This is a genomic window from Elioraea sp. (assembly GCF_022842375.1).
Taxonomy (GTDB): domain Bacteria; phylum Pseudomonadota; class Alphaproteobacteria; order Acetobacterales; family Acetobacteraceae; genus Elioraea_A.
On the sequence record NZ_JALHPR010000036.1, the window covers coordinates 1 to 18982 of the forward strand.

At 70.6% G+C, this 18982-nt stretch carries 21 protein-coding genes; 13 read left to right on the top strand and 8 right to left on the bottom strand.

The genetic code is table 11. The features are described 5' to 3' along the window. The coding region (locus tag Q0C38_RS20500; RefSeq protein ID WP_291298994.1) for a winged helix-turn-helix domain-containing protein at positions 1-345 on the bottom strand (345 nt) is incomplete at its 3' end. Between the two features lie 82 nt (positions 346-427). Between Q0C38_RS20500 and Q0C38_RS20505 the strand changes: the two genes are divergently transcribed. The 5 genes from Q0C38_RS20505 (at position 428) to Q0C38_RS20525 (ending at position 4394) form a co-directional block, all read left to right on the top strand. Beyond that, positions 428-1165 (top strand): SDR family oxidoreductase, encoded by a 738-nt coding sequence (locus Q0C38_RS20505; RefSeq protein ID WP_291298995.1) that lies wholly within the window; start codon positions 428-430, stop codon positions 1163-1165. 42 nt (positions 1166-1207) lie between these two features. Further along, entirely contained in the window at positions 1208-2191 is a 984-nt protein-coding gene (locus Q0C38_RS20510; protein ID WP_291298996.1) for a C4-dicarboxylate TRAP transporter substrate-binding protein, read from the top strand. Positions 2192-2200: 9 nt separating this feature from the next. Beyond that, complete coding sequence (locus tag Q0C38_RS20515; RefSeq protein WP_291298997.1) at positions 2201-2674, top strand: TRAP transporter small permease; 474 nt, start codon at positions 2201-2203, stop codon at positions 2672-2674. Further along, complete coding sequence (locus Q0C38_RS20520) at positions 2671-3957, top strand: TRAP transporter large permease (RefSeq protein ID WP_291298998.1); 1287 nt, start codon at positions 2671-2673, stop codon at positions 3955-3957. The genes Q0C38_RS20515 and Q0C38_RS20520 overlap by 4 nt, the downstream gene beginning before the upstream one ends. 113 nt (positions 3958-4070) lie before the next feature. Continuing rightward, positions 4071-4394 (top strand): hypothetical protein, encoded by a 324-nt coding sequence (locus Q0C38_RS20525; RefSeq protein ID WP_291298999.1) that lies wholly within the window; start codon positions 4071-4073, stop codon positions 4392-4394. On the opposite strand, the gene Q0C38_RS20530 is transcribed toward Q0C38_RS20525, so the two are convergent. The 4 genes from Q0C38_RS20530 to Q0C38_RS20545 form a co-directional block, all read right to left on the bottom strand. Beyond that, positions 4345-5268 (bottom strand): cation diffusion facilitator family transporter, encoded by a 924-nt coding sequence (locus tag Q0C38_RS20530; RefSeq protein ID WP_291299000.1) that lies wholly within the window; start codon positions 5266-5268, stop codon positions 4345-4347. The genes Q0C38_RS20525 and Q0C38_RS20530 overlap by 50 nt on opposite strands. 3 nt (positions 5269-5271) lie before the next feature. Continuing rightward, positions 5272-5511: a thioredoxin family protein gene (locus Q0C38_RS20535; RefSeq protein ID WP_291299001.1), complete on the bottom strand. Its 240-nt coding sequence runs from the start codon at positions 5509-5511 to the stop codon at positions 5272-5274. Positions 5512-5519: 8 nt separating this feature from the next. After that, a complete protein-coding gene (locus tag Q0C38_RS20540) occupies positions 5520-6566 on the bottom strand; it encodes a permease (protein ID WP_291299002.1) in 1047 nt (348 codons plus the stop codon). A gap of 65 nt (positions 6567-6631) precedes the next feature. Beyond that, positions 6632-7858, bottom strand: a complete 1227-nt coding sequence (locus Q0C38_RS20545) for an alpha-hydroxy acid oxidase (RefSeq protein ID WP_291299003.1) — start codon at positions 7856-7858, stop codon at positions 6632-6634. Between the two features lie 77 nt (positions 7859-7935). On the opposite strand from Q0C38_RS20545, the gene hrpB reads away from it, so the two are divergent. Continuing rightward, positions 7936-10383, top strand: a complete 2448-nt coding sequence (hrpB, locus tag Q0C38_RS20550) for an ATP-dependent helicase HrpB (RefSeq protein WP_291299004.1) — start codon at positions 7936-7938, stop codon at positions 10381-10383. Here hrpB and Q0C38_RS20555 read toward each other — a convergent pair. Further along, positions 10367-11539 carry an MFS transporter gene (locus tag Q0C38_RS20555; RefSeq protein WP_291299005.1) on the bottom strand — a complete coding sequence of 391 codons (1173 nt, stop codon included), beginning with the start codon at positions 11537-11539 and terminating at the stop codon, positions 10367-10369. The genes hrpB and Q0C38_RS20555 overlap by 17 nt on opposite strands. Before the next feature lie 155 nt (positions 11540-11694). Beyond that, positions 11695-12030: a hypothetical protein gene (locus Q0C38_RS20560; protein ID WP_291299006.1), complete on the bottom strand. Its 336-nt coding sequence runs from the start codon at positions 12028-12030 to the stop codon at positions 11695-11697. A 180-nt stretch (positions 12031-12210) separates the two neighbouring features. Between Q0C38_RS20560 and Q0C38_RS20565 the strand changes: the two genes are divergently transcribed. The 7 genes from Q0C38_RS20565 to Q0C38_RS20595 all read left to right on the top strand — a co-directional run bounded on the left by Q0C38_RS20565 (position 12211) and on the right by Q0C38_RS20595 (position 18617). Then, positions 12211-12891 carry a response regulator transcription factor gene (locus Q0C38_RS20565; RefSeq protein WP_291299007.1) on the top strand — a complete coding sequence of 227 codons (681 nt, stop codon included), beginning with the start codon at positions 12211-12213 and terminating at the stop codon, positions 12889-12891. 21 nt (positions 12892-12912) lie between these two features. Then, positions 12913-14355 (top strand): ATP-binding protein, encoded by a 1443-nt coding sequence (locus Q0C38_RS20570; protein WP_291299008.1) that lies wholly within the window; start codon positions 12913-12915, stop codon positions 14353-14355. A gap of 391 nt (positions 14356-14746) precedes the next feature. Next, a complete protein-coding gene (locus tag Q0C38_RS20575) occupies positions 14747-15991 on the top strand; it encodes a CaiB/BaiF CoA-transferase family protein (RefSeq protein ID WP_291299009.1) in 1245 nt (414 codons plus the stop codon). After that, positions 15988-16899, top strand: coding sequence for a hydroxymethylglutaryl-CoA lyase (locus Q0C38_RS20580; RefSeq protein ID WP_291299010.1), 912 nt, complete (start codon positions 15988-15990; stop codon positions 16897-16899). Before Q0C38_RS20575 ends, Q0C38_RS20580 begins: the two co-directional genes overlap by 4 nt. A gap of 70 nt (positions 16900-16969) precedes the next feature. Continuing rightward, positions 16970-17512, top strand: coding sequence for a CHAP domain-containing protein (locus Q0C38_RS20585; RefSeq protein WP_291299011.1), 543 nt, complete (start codon positions 16970-16972; stop codon positions 17510-17512). Between the two features lie 245 nt (positions 17513-17757). After that, positions 17758-18384, top strand: a complete 627-nt coding sequence (locus Q0C38_RS20590) for a CHAP domain-containing protein (RefSeq protein ID WP_291299012.1) — start codon at positions 17758-17760, stop codon at positions 18382-18384. Between the two features lie 2 nt (positions 18385-18386). Continuing rightward, positions 18387-18617 carry a hypothetical protein gene (locus Q0C38_RS20595; RefSeq protein WP_291299013.1) on the top strand — a complete coding sequence of 77 codons (231 nt, stop codon included), beginning with the start codon at positions 18387-18389 and terminating at the stop codon, positions 18615-18617. A gap of 10 nt (positions 18618-18627) precedes the next feature. Here the strand turns inward: Q0C38_RS20595 and Q0C38_RS20600 are convergent, their stop codons facing one another. Continuing rightward, positions 18628-18963 (bottom strand): helix-turn-helix transcriptional regulator, encoded by a 336-nt coding sequence (locus Q0C38_RS20600; RefSeq protein ID WP_291299014.1) that lies wholly within the window; start codon positions 18961-18963, stop codon positions 18628-18630. Between the last annotated feature and the right edge of the window lie 19 nt (positions 18964-18982).

Consider the following 18982-nt stretch of genomic DNA (forward strand, 5'->3'; position numbering starts at 1 on the left):
TGTCCCGGCCGGCGTGCCAGCGACCACGTAGCCACGCCCCTCGCTCCGCGTGACGAGGCCGCGCCGCGCGAGCATCGCCAGGGCGTGCCGCGCCGGCCCGCGGCTGGTGCCGAGCATTGCCGCCAGCCGGCTCTCGAGCAGCGGCGTTCCCGGCGGCAGGGAGCCGTCGCCGATCCGCGCGGCGAGAAGCTCCGCCGTTCGCGCGCTGAGCCGTGGCTCGGGGCCGATCAGGGCTCGCCCCTCGGTGGCTTGCCTTAGCGGGTAGGCGGTCATCGGGTCAGGCTCCTCGTTGTCGCGTCCCGGGTTGTCGTGCGCCGGGTTGTTGTGCGCCGCGATTTGTGGCAAGTGTACACAAATGACATTGCGTGGTCGCGCGTCATCGTCGCGGCCATGGCGCTTGGCAGAGGGCAAGGGGGCGGCAGGGGGCATGGCTCGCAGGCTCGAGGGGAAGCGTGCCTTCGTCAGCGGTGCCGGCCAGGGCATCGGGCGGGCGACGGCGCTCGCCTTCGCCACCGAGGGGGCGGTGGTGACGGCCGCGAGCCGCACCGCCGCGAAGTTGGCCGACCTCGCCGATCATGGCATCACGCCCCTGGCGCTCGACGTGACCGACGCACCTGCCGTCTCGCGCGCCATCGCCGCGGCGGGGCCGCTCGACATCCTGGTGAATGCGGCCGGCTGGGTGCATGCCGGCGGCATCCTCGAGACCTCCGACGAGGAGTGGGAGGCGAGCCTGGCGCAGAACGTCACCTCCATGTTCCTCACCATCCGTGCCGCCCTGCCGGGCATGCTGGAGCGTCGGGCGGGCGCGATCGTCAACGTCGCTTCCGTCGCGTCCTCGATCACTGGCGTTGCCGGGCGCGCCGCGTATGGCACGAGCAAGGCGGCGGTGATCGGGCTGACCAAGGCGGTCGCTCGCGAGGTGATCGGTGGCGGTGTGCGCTGCAACGCGCTCGCGCCAGGCACGACGCATTCGCCGTCCCTCGTCGAACGTGCCGCCGCGACGGGGGACGAAGCCGCGGCGATGACCGCCTTCACCGCGCGCCAGCCGATGGGCCGCCTCGGCACGGTCGACGAGATGGCCGCAGCAATCGTCTACCTCGCCAGCGACGAGGCGGGGTTCATGACGGGCCAGGTGCTGGTGGTCGATGGTGGCCAGACGCTCTAGCAACGAACTGACTTGATAACGAACATGGGAGGAGTCCAACCAATGATCACATCCATGCTCCGGCTCGGCGCCGTCGCCGCAGCCCTTGCCCTCGCCGCCGGCCCCGCCGCGGCGCAGGAGCGTTTCACGCTCCGCTTCAACCATGTGCTTGGGCCGACGGAGCCCTATCACGAAGGTTTCCAGGCCTGGGCCCGCCGCGTCGGCGAGCGCACCAACGGCGCCTTCACCATGCGCGTCTTCCACTCCGCCCAGCTCGGGGTGGAGGAGGACATCATCGAGCAGATGCGCCAGGGCGCGAATATCGGCCAGAACACCGATGCCGCCCGCCTCGGCACCTACGTCAAGGGCATGGCGGTGCTGAACGGCCCCTACTTCGCAAACACGATCGAGGAGGTGGGAAAGCTCGCCGACGCGCCGACGATCAAGCGCTGGCAGGATGAGCTCGCCGCGCGGCACGGCCTGCAGGTCCTCTGCTTCGACTGGGTCCAGGGGCATCGCCACTTCTACACCAACCGCCCGGTGCGCACGCCGGCTGACCTTGCCGGCCAGCGCATCCGCACGCCACCCGCGCCGATCTGGCAGGAGAGCGTGCGCGCGCTTGGCGCAGCCCCCGTGGCGATGGCGTTCGGCGAGATGTATCCCGCCCTGCAGCAGCGCGCGATCGACGGTGTCGAGCTTGTCTGGAACAACATCCCGGGCGGGCGTTTCAACGAGGTTCTCCGCTACGCCTCCGAAACGGGTCACATCCTGCTGATCAACTTCCAGGTCGTCGGCTCTCGCTTCTTCCAGTCGCTGCCGGCGGAGTTCCGCACGGTGCTGGTCGAGGAATGCCGCGCGGCCGGGCAGGCGACGAGCCGCCGCATCGCCGAGCGTGAGCGCGAGGTGCGGCAACAGATGGTGGGTCGCGGCATGACGATCGTCGACAACGTCGACATGGACGCGTTCCGCCGCGCCGGTGCGCGGGCCTACGAGGTGCTCGGCATCGCGGCGGAGCGTGACGCCGTGCTGCGTGAGGTCGGCCGCTAGGCCAGCGACATGGGCGGCCTCTACCGACTGCTCTGCCGGGCAGAGGCCGTCATCGCCGCTGTGTTCCTGCTGGTGATGGTCGGGCTGATCTTCACCGGTGGCGTGGCGCGCATGGCTGGCGCGCCGCTGAACTGGACGACCGACATCGCCACCTGCCTGTTCGCCTGGGCGTGCTTCCTCACTGCCAACATCGCCTGGCGGAACAACGGGCTGATGGCGATCGAACTGCTCACCGCGCGACTGCCCGCCGTCATCGCCGCCATGCTCGCACGGGTGAACCTCGTGCTGATCGCGCTGTTCCTGCTCTACGTGGTCGTGGCAGGTGCGGAGCTCGCCTGGGTCAGCCGCGCGCGCACCTTCCAGGGCATCCCCGGCATCTCCTACAGCTGGGTGACGGCGAGCCTGCCGGCGGGTGCGGCGCTGCTGCTGCTCACCACGCTCATCAAGCTGCGTGACACGTTCCGGCCGGCGCGCGCGGCATGATCCTCGTCTCGGTCGCGTTCCTCGTGCTGATGCTGATGGGCATGCCGGTGGCTTTCGCCATCGCCATCTCCGGCCTGCTGTTCTTCCTGCAGAACCCTGACCTGCCCTACACCATCCCCGTGCAGATCACGGTGTCGCAGACGCAGAACTTCGCGCTGCTCGCCGTGCCGCTGTTCATCATCGCGGGGAACTTCCTCAACCATTCCGGCATCACGCGGCGGCTGCTCGGCCTTGCCTCGGTGCTGACGGGCAGGCTGCGCGGCGGGCTCGCGCAGGTCTCGCTCACCCTCTCGGCGCTGATGGGGGGCGTGTCGGGGTCGGCCATCGCCGATGCTGCGATGCAGGCGCGCATGCTGGGGGCGGAGATGATCCGCCGCGGCATGTCGCGCGGCTTTACCGCCGGCATCCTCTCCTTCGGCTCGATCCTGACACCGATCATTCCGCCCGGCATCGGCATGATCCTGTACGGCTCGATCGGCCAGGTGTCGATCGGGCGGATGTTCGCGGCGGGCTTCGTGCCGGCGGGGCTGCTCTGGCTCGGCCTCGGCCTCGCGGTCGCGGCCACCGCACGGCGCCGCGGCTACCCGCCGGAGCGAACGGAGAGGCCAAGCGCGGGCGAGGTGGTGCGCGCCTTCCGTGGCGGGATCTGGGCCCTCCTGTTCCCGGTGTTCCTGCTCGTCGGTCTCCGCATGGGCGTGTTCACGCCGTCGGAGATCGGCGCCTTCGCGGTGGTGTATGCCGTGTTCATCGGCCTCGTCGTGCATGGCGAGCTTGGCCGCAAGCCGTTCCTTGCCGCACTCGAGGGCAGCCTGTCGGACATCGGCGCGGTCATGTTCCTCATCGCCGTCTCGGCGATCTTCACCTACGGCGTGGTGTACGACCAGGTTCCCGATGCCGTGTCGCAGTTCGTGACGGGGATCACCGACGAGCCGGCGCTGGTGATCGCGATCATCGTGCTGTTCGTGCTGGCGGCCGGCTTCTTCGTCGATGCCACCGTGCTGATCATCATGCTGACGCCGATCTTCCTGCCGCTCGTCCGCCAGCTCGGCGCCGATCCGATCCATTTCGGGATCGTGTTCATCGTCGCGGCGACCATCGGCAACTTCACCCCGCCGGTCGGTGCGGCGATGTACGCCGTCTGCTCGATCCTGCGCGTGCCGATCGGCGAGTACACGAAGGAATCGATCCCGCTCTTCCTCACTGTCGCGGGCGTCACGCTGCTGCTGATCCTGATCCCCGACGTGGTGCTGTTCATGCCCAACCTGCTCTTCGGCCCCGGCTGAGATCACCGAAGCCTTCTGTCACGAAAGCTTCGCTGTCATGCAACGCCGGCCCTCGCCGAGGCTTGCCGTCGGCCGGGGCATGTCGGTGCCCGCCGCCGAAGCTGGAGCGCAGCATGCATCGTCGCACCCTCACCGCACTCGATGGCGGGCGGCATGCGCTCATCGTCCACGGCGTCGCGTTCAACCGCGGGCCCGCGGCGATGCGGGGCGAGGCGGCGATCCTGCTGGTCGAGGCTTGCGGCACCGTCTCGCGGCGCATCGCGCGTGCCGAGGCGATCTTCCCCAACGGTGCGCTGCGCTCGGTACAGGCGGCGTGTTCGCGGGCGGCAAGGGCGAGGCGGCGCTCGCCCGCGTCGTCCTGGCGGGCTGATCGCAGCACGGCGCGCCTCAGCCCGGCTGCGCCGTCCCAGCCAATCGGCAGGCGGGGCCCTCCCTGAGCTCGATCTGCAGCGTCGCGCGGGTGATCCGGAACCGCTCGGCCAGCGTATCGGCAGCGGCGTCGAGGAAGGCATCGCCAGGATGGCCGGCCGGCATCACGATATGTGCGGTCAGCTCGTTCACCGTCGTGCTGTGGGCACGCACGTGCAGGTCATGCACGCCCGCCACGCCAGGAAGCTCTACCAGCATGCGGCGCACAGCCTCCAGGTCGATGCCTGGTGGCACCCCGTCCATGGCCAGGTGCAGCGCATCGCGCAGCAGCCGCGCGGCCGTTACCGCGATGGCGATGCTGACCGCGAGCGCTGCAAGCGGATCGGCAAGATACCAGCCCGTCGCCAGGATCACGGTGGCGGAGAGCACCACGCCGACCGACACGGCGGCATCGGCCGCCATGTGCAGATAGGCGCCGCGGGCATTGAGGTCATGTGCGCCATGGCCGCGGAAGAGCAGGGCCGTGCCGACATTCACCGCGATGCCGACGACAGCGACCAGCAGCATCGCGAGGCCCGGCACGGCGGGCGGGTCCGACAGGCGCCCGATCGCCTCCCACGTGACGGCGCCGACACCGACCAGGATCGTTGCGGCGTTGACCAGCGCGGCGAGGATGGTGCCGCGCCCGAAGCCGTAGGTGTGGCGCTGGTCGGGCCGCAATCGCGCCGCGGCAACGGCACCCCAGGCGATCAGCAACCCCGCGACATCGGTGAGGTTGTGCGCGGCATCGGCCAGCAGTGCGAGCGAGCCGAACCGGAACCCTGCGATGGCCTCAACCAGCGTGTAGCCGAGATTGAGCGCAACGCCCCAGCGGAACGCGGCATCCAGCGTAGTCGGGCCGCCCCCGTCCTGATCATGCGCGTGGTCGTGCGCATGCGGCACCGCTCAGCCGCTGATCCAGCGTGCCAGATCCTCCGGCTTCGGCAGCCCGCCCGCATGCACCACCTTGCCATCGACGACGATGCCAGGCGTCGCCGCGATGCCGTAGCCGGCGATCGCGGCATAGTCCGTCACCTTCTCGACCGTGACGGCAACGCCTGTCTGCGCGGCTGCATCGTGCGCCATCGCGACGGCCCTGTCGCAGCGCTTGCAGCCGGGGCCGAGCACCTTGACGTCCTTTGCCATGTCATTCCTCACGCAAACAGCAGGTTGAACAGGAAACCAACGGCGAGGATCCCGGTGCCGACGACGCCGACGAACACCGCGATCAGCTTCAGCGAGAGCACCTTGCGCAGGATGATCATCTCCGGCAGCGACAGCGCGATCACGCTCATCATGAACGCGAGCACGGTGCCAAGGGCTGCACCCTTGCCGAGCAGGGCGTCCACCACCGGAATGATCCCGGCCGCGTTCGAGTACATCGGGATGCCGATGACGACGGCCGCAGGAACCGACCACCAGGCCTCCTTGCCCATGATCGAGGCCAGAAGCTCCTCCGGCGCGTAGCCGTGGATCAGGGCGCCCGCGGCGATGCCGGCGATGATCCAGTACCAGACGCGGCCGACGATCTCGCGCACCGCCTCGAGGCCGGCGCGGATCCGGTCCGGCCAGGTCTGGGTCGCCTCCGGCAACGCGACGGCGCCCGCGTGGATCGCGAGCACCCATGGCTCGAGCCAGGCTTCCAGCTTCAGCTTCCCGATCACCCATCCGGCGACGATCGCGATGCCGAGGCCGAAGCCGAGATAGGTCAGCGCCACCTTCCAGCCGAGCAGCGCGAAGAGCAGCCCGAGCGCGATCTCGTTCACCATCGGTGCAGCGATCAGGAAGGAGAAGGTGACGCCGAGCGGCACCCCAGCCGAGACGAAACCGATGAACAGCGGCACCGCCGAGCAGGAACAGAACGGCGTCACGATGCCGAGGCTCGCCGCCATCACGTTGCCGATACCTTCGTGCCGCCCGGCCAGCAGGGCGCGCGTGCGTTCGGGCGAGAAGAAGCTGCGCACCACCCCCATCGCGAACACCACAAGCGTCAGCAGCAGCAGCACCTTCGGCACGTCATAGAAGAAGAAGGCGATCGCTTCGCCGAGATGCGAATGCCGCTCGACTGGCAGGAGCGAGACAAGCCAGTCCGAGAACGGCACGAGCTGGCTGTAGAGCGCGGCCCAGACCACGAGCCCGGCCACTGTCGCGGCGAGCCAGGGCAGGGGGGATGGCGGGCGCAGGGCATGGGCAACGGCCATGCCGTGTTGCTTACGCCAGCCGGCGCCAGCGCGCCTTGCGGCAGGTCAAGATCGACCGCGGCGCCTCAGGCTGGTCGCGCTCCGTCGGCGAACCGGAAGATGCTGTCACGGCCGAGGCTCTCCGGGCGGTCGATGCCGAGCAGGGCAAGGTCGCGGTCAAGCTCGCCCTTCATCAGCGCGATGGCATGGCCAACCCCCTCCGGCCCGCCGACCGCGGCGGCGTAGAGCAGCGGGCGGCCGACGAACACGAAGCGCGCGCCGAGCGCCATCGCCTTCAGCACATCGGTGCCGCGGCGGACGCCGCCATCGAACAGCACCGGCATCTCGCCCGACGCGGCGACGACAGCCTCGAGCACGCGGAGCGGCGAGACCGAGCCGTCGAGCTGCCGCCCGCCGTGGTTGGACACGATCACTGCATCGGCGCCATGCTCGCGCGCGATGCGGGCATCCTCGGGGTGAAGGATGCCCTTGACCAGAAGCCGTCCCTTCCACTTGCGCCGGATCAGTGCGAGATGCTCCCAGTTGAGATGATCGCGCGCGGTGAAGTCACGCAGCACGTTGCGGGCAAGGATGGGAACGCCGCGCTCGGCGAAGCTGTTCTCGAAATGCGGCATGCCGTGGCGTGCCAGCGTGCGGAACCACGTGCCGATCAGCCAGCGCGGCTTGATCGCGCCGTCCCAGGCGAGCCTGAGAGAGGGGCGCAGCGGCGTGGAGAAGCCGTTGCGCACGTTGTTCTCGCGCGAGGGCAGCACGGCGGTGTCGACCGTCACCATGAACGTGCCGAAGCCGGCCCCTGCCACGCGGTCGACCAGCTTCTCGACACGCTCCGCCGCACCGGGCAGGTAGGCCTGGAACCAGGCATCGGGGTTGGCGGCGATCACGTCCTCGAGCCGGATGAGCGACGAGCCGGAGAGGATGTAGGGGATATCGGCCTTGCGCGCGGCCTCGGCCAGCGCGATGTCGCCGCGATAGGCGACGAGCGCCCCCATGCCCATGGGTGCTATGCCGAACGGCGCGGCCCAACGGCGGCCGAACAGCGTGGCGGAGGGGTCGCGCTTGGACACGTCGCGCAGGATGCGCGGCACAAAGCCCCATTCGCGGAAGGCGCGTTCGTTGTCGTCGAGCGAGGCGTTGCGCTCGGCAGCACCGGCGACATAGCCGAAGATCGGCCGCGGCAGGTGGGCGCGCGCCATCGCCTCGAAATCGTCGAGGCAGAGGGCACGCGCCAGGCGCGCCGGCAGCGTGGTGTTGGCAGGCTTCGCACCGGCATGCGCCGGCAGGGCTCCCGACATGGTGCTGGTCTCGTCCCGGTCGTGTCGATCCCGGTGCTTGTGGGTCGCGCAGCGCGGTTGCGCAAGGGGGGGTGGCGATGAGGGCGCTGCCGGCGGAGGCTGCGTCGCTTCCCGTTGCCGAGGCGCTGCCGCGGCTGCTCGCCGCGCTCGATCCTGGGCCGAATGCCGTCCTGGTTGCCCCGCCCGGGGCGGGAAAGACCACCGTGGTGCCACTCGCGCTGCTGCCCGCCGCCTGGCGCGGCGATGGGCGCATCCTCCTGCTGGAGCCGCGCCGGCTCGCCGCGCGCGCGGCCGCACGGCGGATGGCGGCGCTGCTGGGCGAGGGGGTGGGCGAGATGGTGGGGGTGCGCACGCGCCTCGACAACGCCGTCGGCCCCCGCACGCGGATCGAGGTGATCACCGAGGGGCTGCTGGTGCGCCGGCTGCAATCCGACCCTGGCCTCGAGGGCGTTGCCGCCGTGCTGTTCGACGAGGTGCACGAGCGCAGCCTCGATGCCGACCTCGCCCTCGCGCTCTGCCGTGACCTCCAGGTCGGGCTTCGGCCTGATCTGCGCCTCGTCGCGATGAGTGCCACGCTCGATGGCGCCGCCTTCGCCAGGCTGCTCGGTGATGCGCCGGTGATCGAGAGCATGGGCCGGATGTTCCCCGTGCGGATCGACTATGCGATCGCCGACATCGCGCATCCGCGCGAGCTCGCCGAGGCTGCGGCGAAAGGCGCACGCCGCGCCCTCGCCCAGTCCACCGGCGATGTCCTCGTGTTCCTGCCAGGCATGGGCGAGATCCGCCGCACGGAGGCGGCGTTGGCGGATGTCGCGGCCGTCGTGCGCGTGCTGCATGGCGAGACCGATCCTGCCGCGCAGGACCTCGCCCTTCGCCCCGATGCGGAGGGGCGGCGCAAGATCATCCTCGCGACGTCGATCGCCGAGACGTCGCTCACCGTCGAGGGGGTGGACGCGGTGGTCGATGGCGGGTTCCGCCGCGCGTCGCGTTTCGACGCGGGAACGGGCCTCGCTGGCCTCGTCACGCGGCGGATCAGCCGCGCGGCGGCCGACCAGCGCGCAGGGCGCGCCGGGCGGCTTGGCCCGGGCGTCGCGCTCAGGCTCTGGACGGAAGCGACGCATCGCGGGCTTGCGGCGCAGGAGACGCCCGAGATCCTGGAGGCAGACCTCGCGCCGCTCGCGCTCGACCTCGCCGCCTGGGGGGCGGAGGCGGCGTCGCTGCCCTTCCTCGACCAGCCCCCCGCGGGGTCGCTGGCCGCTGCGCGCGCGCTGCTGGCCACCCTCGGCGCGCTCGATGCCGCGGGGGCCATCACCGCGAAGGGCCGCGCGATGGCGCGGCTTTCGGCCCATCCCCGGCTCGCAGCGATGATGGTGGCTGCGGGCAGCGCGGCCGGGCTCGCGGCCGACATCGCCGCGCTGCTGGAGGAGCGTGATCCGCTGAGGGCAGACGGCACCCGCGATCCACCGGCCGATCTCCGGCTTCGCCTCGGCAGGCTCGCGGGCACGGCGCTGCGCGCGGCACAGCAGCATCGCCGCCGCCTCGGCCTTGCGCGCGACGCCACGGCCGCGCCGGAGCATGCGGGGAGGCTGCTCGCGCTGGCCTTCCCCGACCGCGTGGCGATGGCGCGCGCGGGGGAGCCTGGCGCCTTCCTGCTTGCGGCCGGCCGTGGCGCGCGCGTTCCGGCTGCCGATGCGCTGGCGCGGGAGCCGTTCCTCTCGGTCGCCGCGCTCGACCTCTCCGGCACCGAGGCGCGCATCAGGCTTGCCGCACCGCTCGACCGTGCCGCGGTTGACGTCCTGTTCCCGGAACGGATCGATACGACAACGGACATCGCGTGGGACGATCGCGCCGGGGCGGTGCGCGCGCGGCGTCGCGTGCGGCTCGCCGCGCTGGTGCTGGAGGAGACCGTGGTGGCCGATCCGCCGGCAGAGGCGGTGGCGCGCGCGCTGGCCGATGGCGTCGCGCTGCGCGGCCTCGGCGTGCTGCCGTGGTCCGATGCCGCGCGAAGGCTGCAGGCGCGCGCGGCGATGATGCGGGCGGCGGAAGGCGAGGCCTGGCCCGAGCTGTCCGACGTGGCGCTTGCCGCGACGCTGGGAGACTGGCTGGTGCCCCACCTGGAGGGAATGGCCCGGCTCGCCGATCTCGCGCGGCTCGACCTCGCCACCATCCTGCGCGGCCTTCTCGGGCATCGCGCGAGCCTGCTCGACGCGGCGTTCCCTTCCCATGTCACGCTCGGCAACGGCCAGCGCGCGGCGGTCGACTACACGCGCGATCCGCCCGTCGTGTCGGCGCGCGCGCAGGCGTTCTACGGCATGGCGGCGGCACCGCGGATCGGCAACGGGCGGATCCCGCTCGCCGTCGAGCTCCTGTCGCCCGCCGGGCGGCCGATCGCGATCACGCGTGATCTCGCATCGTTCTGGAAGGGCGGCTGGGCGGATGTGCGGAAGGACATGCGCGGGCGCTACCCAAGGCATGCCTGGCCGGAAGACGCTTCGCGCAAGGAGCCGTCTACACCTTCGCCCTGAGCAGCCACACGCCGACGGCGGCGGCGGGAAGGCCGAGCAGCACCCAGCTCACGCCCCAGCCGAGGCCGAAGGCGACCATCGCACCGAACAGCGGCGGCAGCGCGATCTGGCCGAGCTGGGCGAAGGCGAGCACCGCGCCCGTCACCGCCCCTGCCTTGCCGGGGGGCGAGAGGCGCGCGAGCTCGGCGAGCATAAGACCGTGCCACGACATCGCCGTGGCGGAGCCGGCGACCGCGACGGCAAGGACCGTCCACCACGAGCTGTCCGGCGTCAGCGGTGAGAGGGCGGCGAAGGAGGCGCAGGTGCCGATGGCGATGATCGCGAGAAGCAGGCGTGCGGGAAACCGCGTTCCCGCCGCGCCCCAGAGGATTCGCGCGGGGATCGCGACGAGGGTGGCCAAGCTGAAAAGCGCGCCGGCTGCCCTAAGCGTCCAGCCGATGCGCTCGACCAGGAACACCACCAGGAAGGTCTGGAACACGAATTGCAGCCCGACGAGGACCACGAACGCCATCGCCAGCACGCGGATCGCCGGCAGGCGCTGGACAGTCGCCATCGTGTCGAGCACGCCCGCGAGCCCGATGCGGGCATGCGGGTCACGGTCGCTGTCGAAGCGGCCGCGCAGCGGCTCGAGTGCCAGGCAGAGCACGAGGCAGAGCAGCGCTGAGACCACAAGCGCGCCGCGCCAGCCGAACAGCGCGGCGAAGCCGGGGCCCAGCAGGCCGGACATGGCGACGCCGACGGGAACGCCTGTCTGCTTGATCGAGAACAGCAGCGGCTGCTGCCGTGGCGGCACGACGCGGGCGAGCAGGTGCGAGGAGGCTGGCGTCGAGATCGTGCTGCCGAGGCCGACGGGAATGGCGCCGAGGGCGACGAGGGCCACGCCAGCCGGTGCCGCCATGGCCAGCCCGATCGCGGCGATGGCGAGCGCCACCTGGCTGACGCGCAGCGCACCGTAGCGGTTGAGGAAACCGCCGACGCCGAGCGTGCCGACGAGTGCCGCCGTGGCCGCCAGCGCCGCGTAGAGGCCGGCGAGGGAGGGATCGACGCCGAGGTCGGGCCCCATTGCGGGGGCCAGCACGGGAACGAGGCCGCGGGTGAAGGTGGCGAAGGCCTGCTGCACGAGCATGGCCAGCGTCGCGGTCAGGGCGAGCGACACGGCAACGCTCCACTGCGCCAGGGCCTGAATGCTCGGGGTGCGATCACGCTCAAGAGCCCAGCGTGAGCCAGCGGCGCGTGCCCGGCAAGGTGCAGTGCAGCAACGACAGCACGGCAGGGCGGGGGCTGCCCCGCGCGCCGGGCTGCGTCAGCGTGTCAGTGGTTGGATTTCTCTTTGCCGTCCGTCGCTGCCGTCAGCGCCGCGGTCGCGGCGTCCGTCGCGGTGTTCGTCGCGGCGTTCATCGCCTGGGCGAAGCCGGTGAACAGTGCCTCGGTCACGCGGGCCTGGTCCTCGCCGAACTCAGCGACGCGGCGCCCCATCCAGCGCGTCATCGCCTCGCCGGCCTCCATCGCCGTGCCGCAGCGGGACAGAGCGCTCATCAGCGCGACGCGGCTTTCCACCATGTGCAGCGTCATCGCCATCAGTGCCGCGGGGAGCTGCGGCGTTGCGGCCATTGCGGCGTCATCGTTGCGTCCGGTGTTGCGGGCCATCGGCTTTCCCTCCTCGAATTGCCGTCCGTCCATTGAAGCCTAGCGACAATTCCATAAGAAAAATAGGGGAATTGGCATGCGGTTGCGTGACAACCACGTTGCGGGCGACGGGCGTGCCTCGCCCGTGGCAGCATGATGCGCGTCGGCCGCGATCGGTCGTGGCCGCGAACGGGACATGCCATGCGGATCCTGCTTGTCGAGGATGACAAGGACGTCGCCCGCTTCGTCATGAAGGGGCTCAAGGAGTCGGGCCATATCGTCGATCACGCCGACCAGGGGCGTGACGGGCTCTTCCTTGCCGCCTCCGAGCAGTACGACGTGATCGTGCTGGACCGCATGCTGCCTGGCGGGATGGATGGGCTTCGCCTGCTCGAGACGTTGCGCGCGACGGGGGCGAAGGTGCCGGTGCTGTTCCTCTCGGCGCTGGCGCAGGTCGATGAGCGGGTGAAGGGGCTGAAGGCGGGCGGTGACGACTATCTCACCAAGCCCTTCGCCTTCACCGAGTTGCTCGCGCGCGTCGAGGCGCTCGGCCGTCGCGGGCGGAGCGAGGGGCCGGTGACGCGGCTCTCGGTCGCCGACCTGGAGATGGACCTCCTGGCCCGCAGCGTGAAGCGCGACGGCAAGGCGATCGACCTGCAGCCGCGCGAGTTCCGGCTGCTCGAATTCCTGATCCGTCACGCAGGCCAGGTGGTGACGCGGACGATGCTGCTCGAGGCGGTGTGGGATTATCATTTCGATCCGCAGACGAACGTGATCGACGTGCATGTCTCGCGCCTGCGCCAGAAGCTCGATCGCGGGTTCTCGTTCCCGCTGATCCACACGGTGCGCAATGCCGGCTACATGCTGCGCGCCGAGCCCTGAGCGGAGGCACGGCAGCATGCCATGACGCCGCCGCTCACCCTCCCGCCTCCCGATGAGGCGGAACGCCCGCTCCTCCGGCTCGTGCGCTCGACCGGCTTCAAGCTTGCCGCGCTGCATGCCGTCCTGCTGGTGCTCTCGGCCATCACGCTCGGCGGGTTCTTCTGGTGGAGCACGGCCGGCTACCTCAACCGCCAGACCGACCAGACCGTGCGCACCGATGTGCTGCTGCTCTCGGCCCGCTGGCGCGAGGACGACCAGACCGCCATCGCGCGCGCGATCGCGCAGAGGCTCGCCGAGGATGCCGACGACGAGGCGATCTACCTGTTGACCGACCCTGCCGGCACGGTGCTCGCCGGCAATCTCGATCGCTGGCCGGGGGCGGCGAATGCCGAGGGTCAGTGGTACGAACTGCCGCTCGTGCGCGCCGGCGCGGCCACGGTCGGGCGCATCTATGTGCTCGACCTGCCCGATGGCGCGCGGCTGCTGGTCGGGCGCGACGTGAAGCAGCGGTTGAGCCTGCGCGAGCTCGTGGCCGATGCGGTGCTGTACGGTACCGGCCTCGCCGTGGTGCTCGCCGCGCTCGGCGGCGTGCTGGTGCGACGGCTGCTGCAATCGCGCCTCGCGCCGGTGGCGGAGACGGCCACCGCGATCGGCCATGGCGATCTCAGCCACCGCGTGCCGCTTTCCGGGGCCGACGATGATTTCGATCGGCTGGCGGAGACGCTGAACGCAATGCTCGATCGCATCGGCGTGCTGATGGAGGGGGTGCGCGAGGTCTCGAACGCGATCGCGCATGATCTGCGAACGCCGCTCGCGCGCCTGCGCGGGCGGCTCGAGGAATCGCTCGGCTCGGGCGATCCTGCGAGTCTTCGCGTGGCCGTCGAACGCGGCATCGCGGAGCTCGACGGCATCATCGGCGTGTTCCATGCGCTGCTGCGCATCGCCGAGATCGAGGCCGGCGCGCGGCGTTCCGCCTTCGCGGCGTTCGATCTCGCGGCCGTGCTTGCCGATGCGGCCGATCTCTACGGTGCCGCGGCTGACGAGCGCGGCCTGGTGTTCGACGTCTCGCTGCCCCAGGCCCTGCCGATGGTCGGTGACCGCGACATGCTGCTCCAGGCGGTGGCGAACCTGCTCGACAACGCGATCAAGTTCACTGCCCCCGGTGGCGCCGTTCGCCTGACGGCGGTGCGGCATGGCGCCGAGGTGGCGATCGCCGTAGCCGACCAGGGGCCCGGTATTCCACCTGAGGAGCGTGGCCGCGTGGTCGAACGCTTCTATCGCGCCGAGGCAAGCCGCGGCACGCCGGGTTCCGGCCTCGGGCTCGCGCTGGTGCAGGCCGTGGCGCAACTGCATGGTGGGATGCTGCAACTGGAGGACGCAGGGCCTGGTCTGCGCGCCACCCTCGTCTTCCCCGCGCCTGAACCACAGGTTGACGCCGAGCCGCCGCTTGCCGCTGTGGTGTAGCCAACAGGGTCTGGGACGGGGGTGGGGGGCCGGGCAAAAAAGGGGGCGGGAGGCTTTCGCTTCCCGCCCCGAGGCTGCACGCGCCTGACCGGGGGGATCGGCGCGTGTGCCGGCGGGACCATGCCGGCAACATCCGGGAGAGACGAGGATCGACAAAGTTGCGTTCCTCGATGGGCAACATACCCAGGAATGATTAACCATAGGTTGCACAACCCACGCAAGTCGTTTCGATATGTCTGCCCGTTAAAGTTGAAAATTGTGATCGACGGTCACGAAGTTGCGAGGCAATTCGGGAAGCTGCGGGGTTGTCGATTGATTTGGGTCAAGCAATGCCGCACCACCGGCGACAGTGCACGGCGGTACAGGGCCGAATGGGGGGATGCGAATCGACATGCAGCCGGACGAACAGGCAGCACCGCGCGGCCCTCTGGCCGGGCTGAAGGTGCTTGAGCTCGGCCACTACATCGCCGGGCCCTTCTGCACGCGGATTCTCGCCGATCTCGGCGCCGAGGTGATCAAGCTCGAGCCGCCTGGCGGAGACCCGTTCCGCGGCTGGGGATCGGCGGTCGCCGGCAACTCCGTCTGGTGGTCGATCCACGGAAGAAACAAGCTCTGCGCCGAGGTCGACCTGAAGGTCGAAGCCGGGCGCGAGGCGGTGCGGCGGCTCGCCGCGCGGGCCGATGTGCTGGTCGAGAACTACCGGCCGGGCTATCTCGAACGCCTCGGCCTCGGGCCCGAGCAGCTGCGTGCGGCCAACCCGCGACTCGTGGTCGCGCGCATCTCCGGCTTCGGCCAGGACGGGCCCTATCGCGACAAGCCCGCGTTCGGCGCGATCGGCGAGGCGATGGGCGGCATCCGGCACCTGACCGGCCATCCGCCGGGGATGAGTGACCTGCCGCCGCCGCGTGCCGGCATCTCGATCGCCGATGACCTTGCCGGGCTCTACGCCGCGATCGGGCTGCTCGCTGCCTGTTGGCGCCGCGATGGGCTCGGCACGGGCGACGGCGCGGTGATCGATGTCAGCCTGGTCGAGAGCGTGTTCAGCCTGATGGAAGGCATGCTCCCCGAGTACGGGCTGTCGGGGAAGGTGCGGCAGCCGGCGGGTGCTGCCATCCCGACCGCCGCGCCCACCAACACCTACCCGACATCCGATGGCGGCTGGATCGTCATCGCCGGCAACTCCGACCCGATCTTCCGCCGGCTGATGGGCGTGATCGGCCGGCCCGACCTCGGCGCCGATCCCCGATTCGCGACCAATGCCGGGCGCTGCGAGAACGTTGGCGAGATCGATGCCGCCATCGCGGGCTGGACGTGCGCGCGCACGGCGAAGGATGCCGATGCCGTACTCGAGGCGGCGGAGGTGCCCGCCTGCCGCCTCTACACGATCAAGGACTGCGCCGAGGACCCGCATTTCCGCGCCCGGGGCGCCGTGCAGGAGGTGGCCGACCCGCTGCTCGGCCGCGTGCTGCACCCTGGCGCGCCGATGCGGATCAGCGGCGTCGCCCCCGAGGCGGTGGTGGGCTGGACGGGACCAGCCGTCGGCGCGCACAACGCGCTGGTGCTCGAGAGGCTGGCGGGGCTCGATGCCGCTGCCGCTGCCGCGGCCGCGGCGCGTGGGGAGGAGAAGCTGCGATGAACGAGGCCGTCACCATCGTCGAGGTCGCGCCCCGCGACGGGCTGCAGGCCGTCGGGCCGTTCGTGCCGACGGACGACAAGATCGCACTCGTGCGCGCGCTGGCTGGGGCGGGGCTGGTGGAGATCGAGGCGACGAGCTTCGTCTCGCCCAAGGCGATTCCCCAACTGGCCGACGCGGCCGAGGTGCTGGCGGCGGCGAACGCGATCCCCGGCATCATCCCCTCGGTGCTGGTGCCGAATCGCCGCGGGGTCGAGCGTGCGCTGGCCGCAGGCGCGCGCAAGCTCGGCCTCGTGATGAGCGCGACGGACGGGCACAACCGGTCGAACCTCAACCGCTCGGTCGAGGAGAGCTTCGCCGATCTCGCCGCGATCGTGGCCGAGATCCCCGTCGATGGCCCCGCGATCCGCTGGAGCTTCTCCTGCTCCTTCCACTGCCCGTTCGAGGGGGTGGTGCAGCCTTCGCGCGTTCTGGCGCTGCTCGAGCGCGCGGTGGCGCTGCGTCCCGGCCTCATCTTCGCCCTGGCCGATACGACGGGGAATGCCGCACCCGACCAGGTGCGCGCTCTGTTCGGCGAGGCGATCGCCCGGTTCGGCGGCCGCGCCCGCTTCGCCTTCCATGGGCACGACACGTACAATCTCGGCATCGCGAACGTCGCCGCCGCCTACGAGGCGGGTGTCAGGGAGATCGATTCCGCGGCAGGCGGCATCGGCGGCTGCCCCTTCGCTCCCGGGGCTTCGGGCAATGTGGCAACCGAGGATGTGGTGTGGCTGTTCCGCCGCCTGGGTGTCGAGACGGGTGTCCACTGGCGGAAGCTTCTCGATGCCGCGGACCTCGCCGCGCGGCTCGCGGGCGGGGGCGCGGCGTCGGGCCATCTCAGGCATGTGAAGGCGGCGAGGGACGCTGCGTGAGCCCCGGCCTTGCCTGCGCGCAGGGCGATGCGCTACGCCCGCCTGGAGAGGGGCGATGGTGAGGTGCACGATGCATCGCCGGTCATTGCTTGGCCTTCTCATTCTCGGCGCCTGCGCCGCGCCTGAACGGGTGCGCGAGACGCCCGCCGTATCGTTGCCGTCCGATGTGTCCTGCGTCCCCTTCGCGCGTGCCCTCTCCGGCATCGCGCTCTCGGGCGATGCGCATCTCTGGTGGTCGGCCGCGGAGGGGCGCTATGGGCGTGGGCGCGAGCCCGTTCCCGGTGGGGTTCTCGTCATCGGCCGCACCCGCGCCCTGCCGCAGGGGCACCTCGCTGTCGTGGTCGGGCGGGTCGGGCCGCGCGAGATCCTCGTCACCCATGCCAACTGGGGCTCTGGCCGCGAGCGGGGGCGGGTGATGGAGAACCAGCGCGTGGTCGACGTGTCCCGCCGGAATGACTGGACGTCGGTTCGCGTCTGGCACCCGCCGACGAATACGCTGGGCGTGACCGTCTACCAGGCAAACGGCTTCATCCTGCCGCCCCAGGCGGTAGACCCGGCGCGCCTCGCCGCCCTTGTGCCCACGGCAGCCTGGGCTGCTGCCGGCACGCTCTAGCTGCCGTTCCGGCCGGTTGGAGCCGATCGACCGGAACGCGCTCTGGCACCATCGATGCGAAGGGCAGCTTAGCCCGATCTTGCATGAGGCGCGCGTGACCGGGCCGACGGGTTGCACTCTGCAATGCGTTTCACAGTGCATGGTATGCGCATGCGTGGATATGCGCCGCATGCGCGGATAGGCGAGTTTTTGGACAACCAGAGAGCGATATTGCACAGAGTAACGCAATTTGATACATTTCTGCCGTGCAGCACCGCCGCGTTTGCCTCTTCATCCTCCGTCTCGCGCCCGTCATGCTCATGGCGGCCTGCGCCGCGCCTGTAGCATTCGACTATCGCGGCGTTGCTGCCCAGGCGCCGCTGTCCGACAGTTTCCGTACCTGGCGACCTGATGGGCCGCGAACACACCTCTCTCGCCGCGCCGGTGCGCCCGACCCTTCGGCCGAATGCGTTCCCTTTGCCCGCGCCCTCTCGGGCGTCGAGATCATCGGCGACGCCTGGACCTGGTGGGCCCAGGCCGAAGGCCGCTATCGCCGCGGCCGCACGCCGGAGATCGGTGCCGTCATGGTGTTCGGCGCGACCGAGGAGATGCCGCTCGGGCATGTGGCGGTGGTCACCGCCGTGCTTGGGCCGCGCGCGGTTCTCGTCAGCCACCGGAACTGGTCCGGCGGGCGTGAGAAGGGGCGGATCGACCTCGACAGGCCCGTCGAGGATGTCTCGCCTCGCAATGACTGGTCAGGTGTGCGGGTCTGGCATGAGGCAACGCAGCGGCTCGGACCGGGTGTTCACCTTTTGGCAGGGTTTGTGCATCCCCATATGGAACCTCGGAGGCGCGACGATCGCGCTCCATACCGGGTTGCGGAGGTCCGTTAGCTATGGCTCGTACAAAGAAGGTGAGGACTGCGCGGATCACCACCGCCGGCGCTGCCGCCGCCCCTCCGGGCGAGGCGACGCGTGCGAAGCTGCGTGAGATCGTCAGCGCGATCGCCGCCGATGTGATCGCCGAGACGGCAGAGCGCATGAGCAAGGCACCGCGCCGCGATGCGGCAGCGCTGCGGATGGCCCGCGGCACACGCTCGGGGCCAACGCTGCCGCGCCGCGGCTGACGCGCGGCCCTCAGCCGGGTTCGACCTCATCGGTTTCTTCCGCGACGTGATCGACCATGTCGGTGAGCATCGAGCGGATGTGATCGTCGCCGACAACGTAGAACACCTGCCGCCCCTGCCTGTCGGCCTGCAGCAGCCTTGCCGCGCGCAGCAGCCGCAGATGATGGCTCACCAGGCTGGCGGAGAGGCCGAGGCCCTGGGCCATCTCCGTCACCGCCACCGGCTTGGTCAGGCAGGCGAGGATGATGCGCAACCGCGTCGGGTCGCTCATCAGGCGGAACATCTCGGCGAGCTCGACGATCTCGTCCTCGCCGACGCCGCGCGCGCGCCCCTCTCTCGTTGCCATCCACATCCTTCCCTGAACT

Bases quoted from the DNA above. Each gene is read 5' to 3' on its own strand.
- Q0C38_RS20505 (WP_291298995.1), top strand. From the start codon at position 428: ATGGCTCGCAGGCTCGAGGGGAAGCGTGCCTTCGTCAGCGGTGCCGGC.
- Q0C38_RS20510 (WP_291298996.1), top strand. From the start codon at position 1,208: ATGATCACATCCATGCTCCGGCTCGGCGCCGTCGCCGCAGCCCTTGCC.
- Q0C38_RS20515 (WP_291298997.1), top strand. From the start codon at position 2,201: ATGGGCGGCCTCTACCGACTGCTCTGCCGGGCAGAGGCCGTCATCGCC.
- Q0C38_RS20520 (WP_291298998.1), top strand. From the start codon at position 2,671: ATGATCCTCGTCTCGGTCGCGTTCCTCGTGCTGATGCTGATGGGCATG.
- Q0C38_RS20525 (WP_291298999.1), top strand. From the start codon at position 4,071: ATGCATCGTCGCACCCTCACCGCACTCGATGGCGGGCGGCATGCGCTC.
- Q0C38_RS20535 (WP_291299001.1), bottom strand. From the start codon at position 5,511: ATGGCAAAGGACGTCAAGGTGCTCGGCCCCGGCTGCAAGCGCTGCGAC.
- Q0C38_RS20540 (WP_291299002.1), bottom strand. From the start codon at position 6,566: ATGGCCGTTGCCCATGCCCTGCGCCCGCCATCCCCCCTGCCCTGGCTC.
- Q0C38_RS20545 (WP_291299003.1), bottom strand. From the start codon at position 7,858: ATGTCGGGAGCCCTGCCGGCGCATGCCGGTGCGAAGCCTGCCAACACC.
- hrpB (WP_291299004.1), top strand. From the start codon at position 7,936: ATGAGGGCGCTGCCGGCGGAGGCTGCGTCGCTTCCCGTTGCCGAGGCG.
- Q0C38_RS20560 (WP_291299006.1), bottom strand. From the start codon at position 12,030: ATGGCCCGCAACACCGGACGCAACGATGACGCCGCAATGGCCGCAACG.
- Q0C38_RS20565 (WP_291299007.1), top strand. From the start codon at position 12,211: ATGCGGATCCTGCTTGTCGAGGATGACAAGGACGTCGCCCGCTTCGTC.
- Q0C38_RS20570 (WP_291299008.1), top strand. From the start codon at position 12,913: ATGACGCCGCCGCTCACCCTCCCGCCTCCCGATGAGGCGGAACGCCCG.
- Q0C38_RS20575 (WP_291299009.1), top strand. From the start codon at position 14,747: ATGCAGCCGGACGAACAGGCAGCACCGCGCGGCCCTCTGGCCGGGCTG.
- Q0C38_RS20580 (WP_291299010.1), top strand. From the start codon at position 15,988: ATGAACGAGGCCGTCACCATCGTCGAGGTCGCGCCCCGCGACGGGCTG.
- Q0C38_RS20585 (WP_291299011.1), top strand. From the start codon at position 16,970: ATGCATCGCCGGTCATTGCTTGGCCTTCTCATTCTCGGCGCCTGCGCC.
- Q0C38_RS20595 (WP_291299013.1), top strand. From the start codon at position 18,387: ATGGCTCGTACAAAGAAGGTGAGGACTGCGCGGATCACCACCGCCGGC.
- Q0C38_RS20600 (WP_291299014.1), bottom strand. From the start codon at position 18,963: ATGGCAACGAGAGAGGGGCGCGCGCGCGGCGTCGGCGAGGACGAGATC.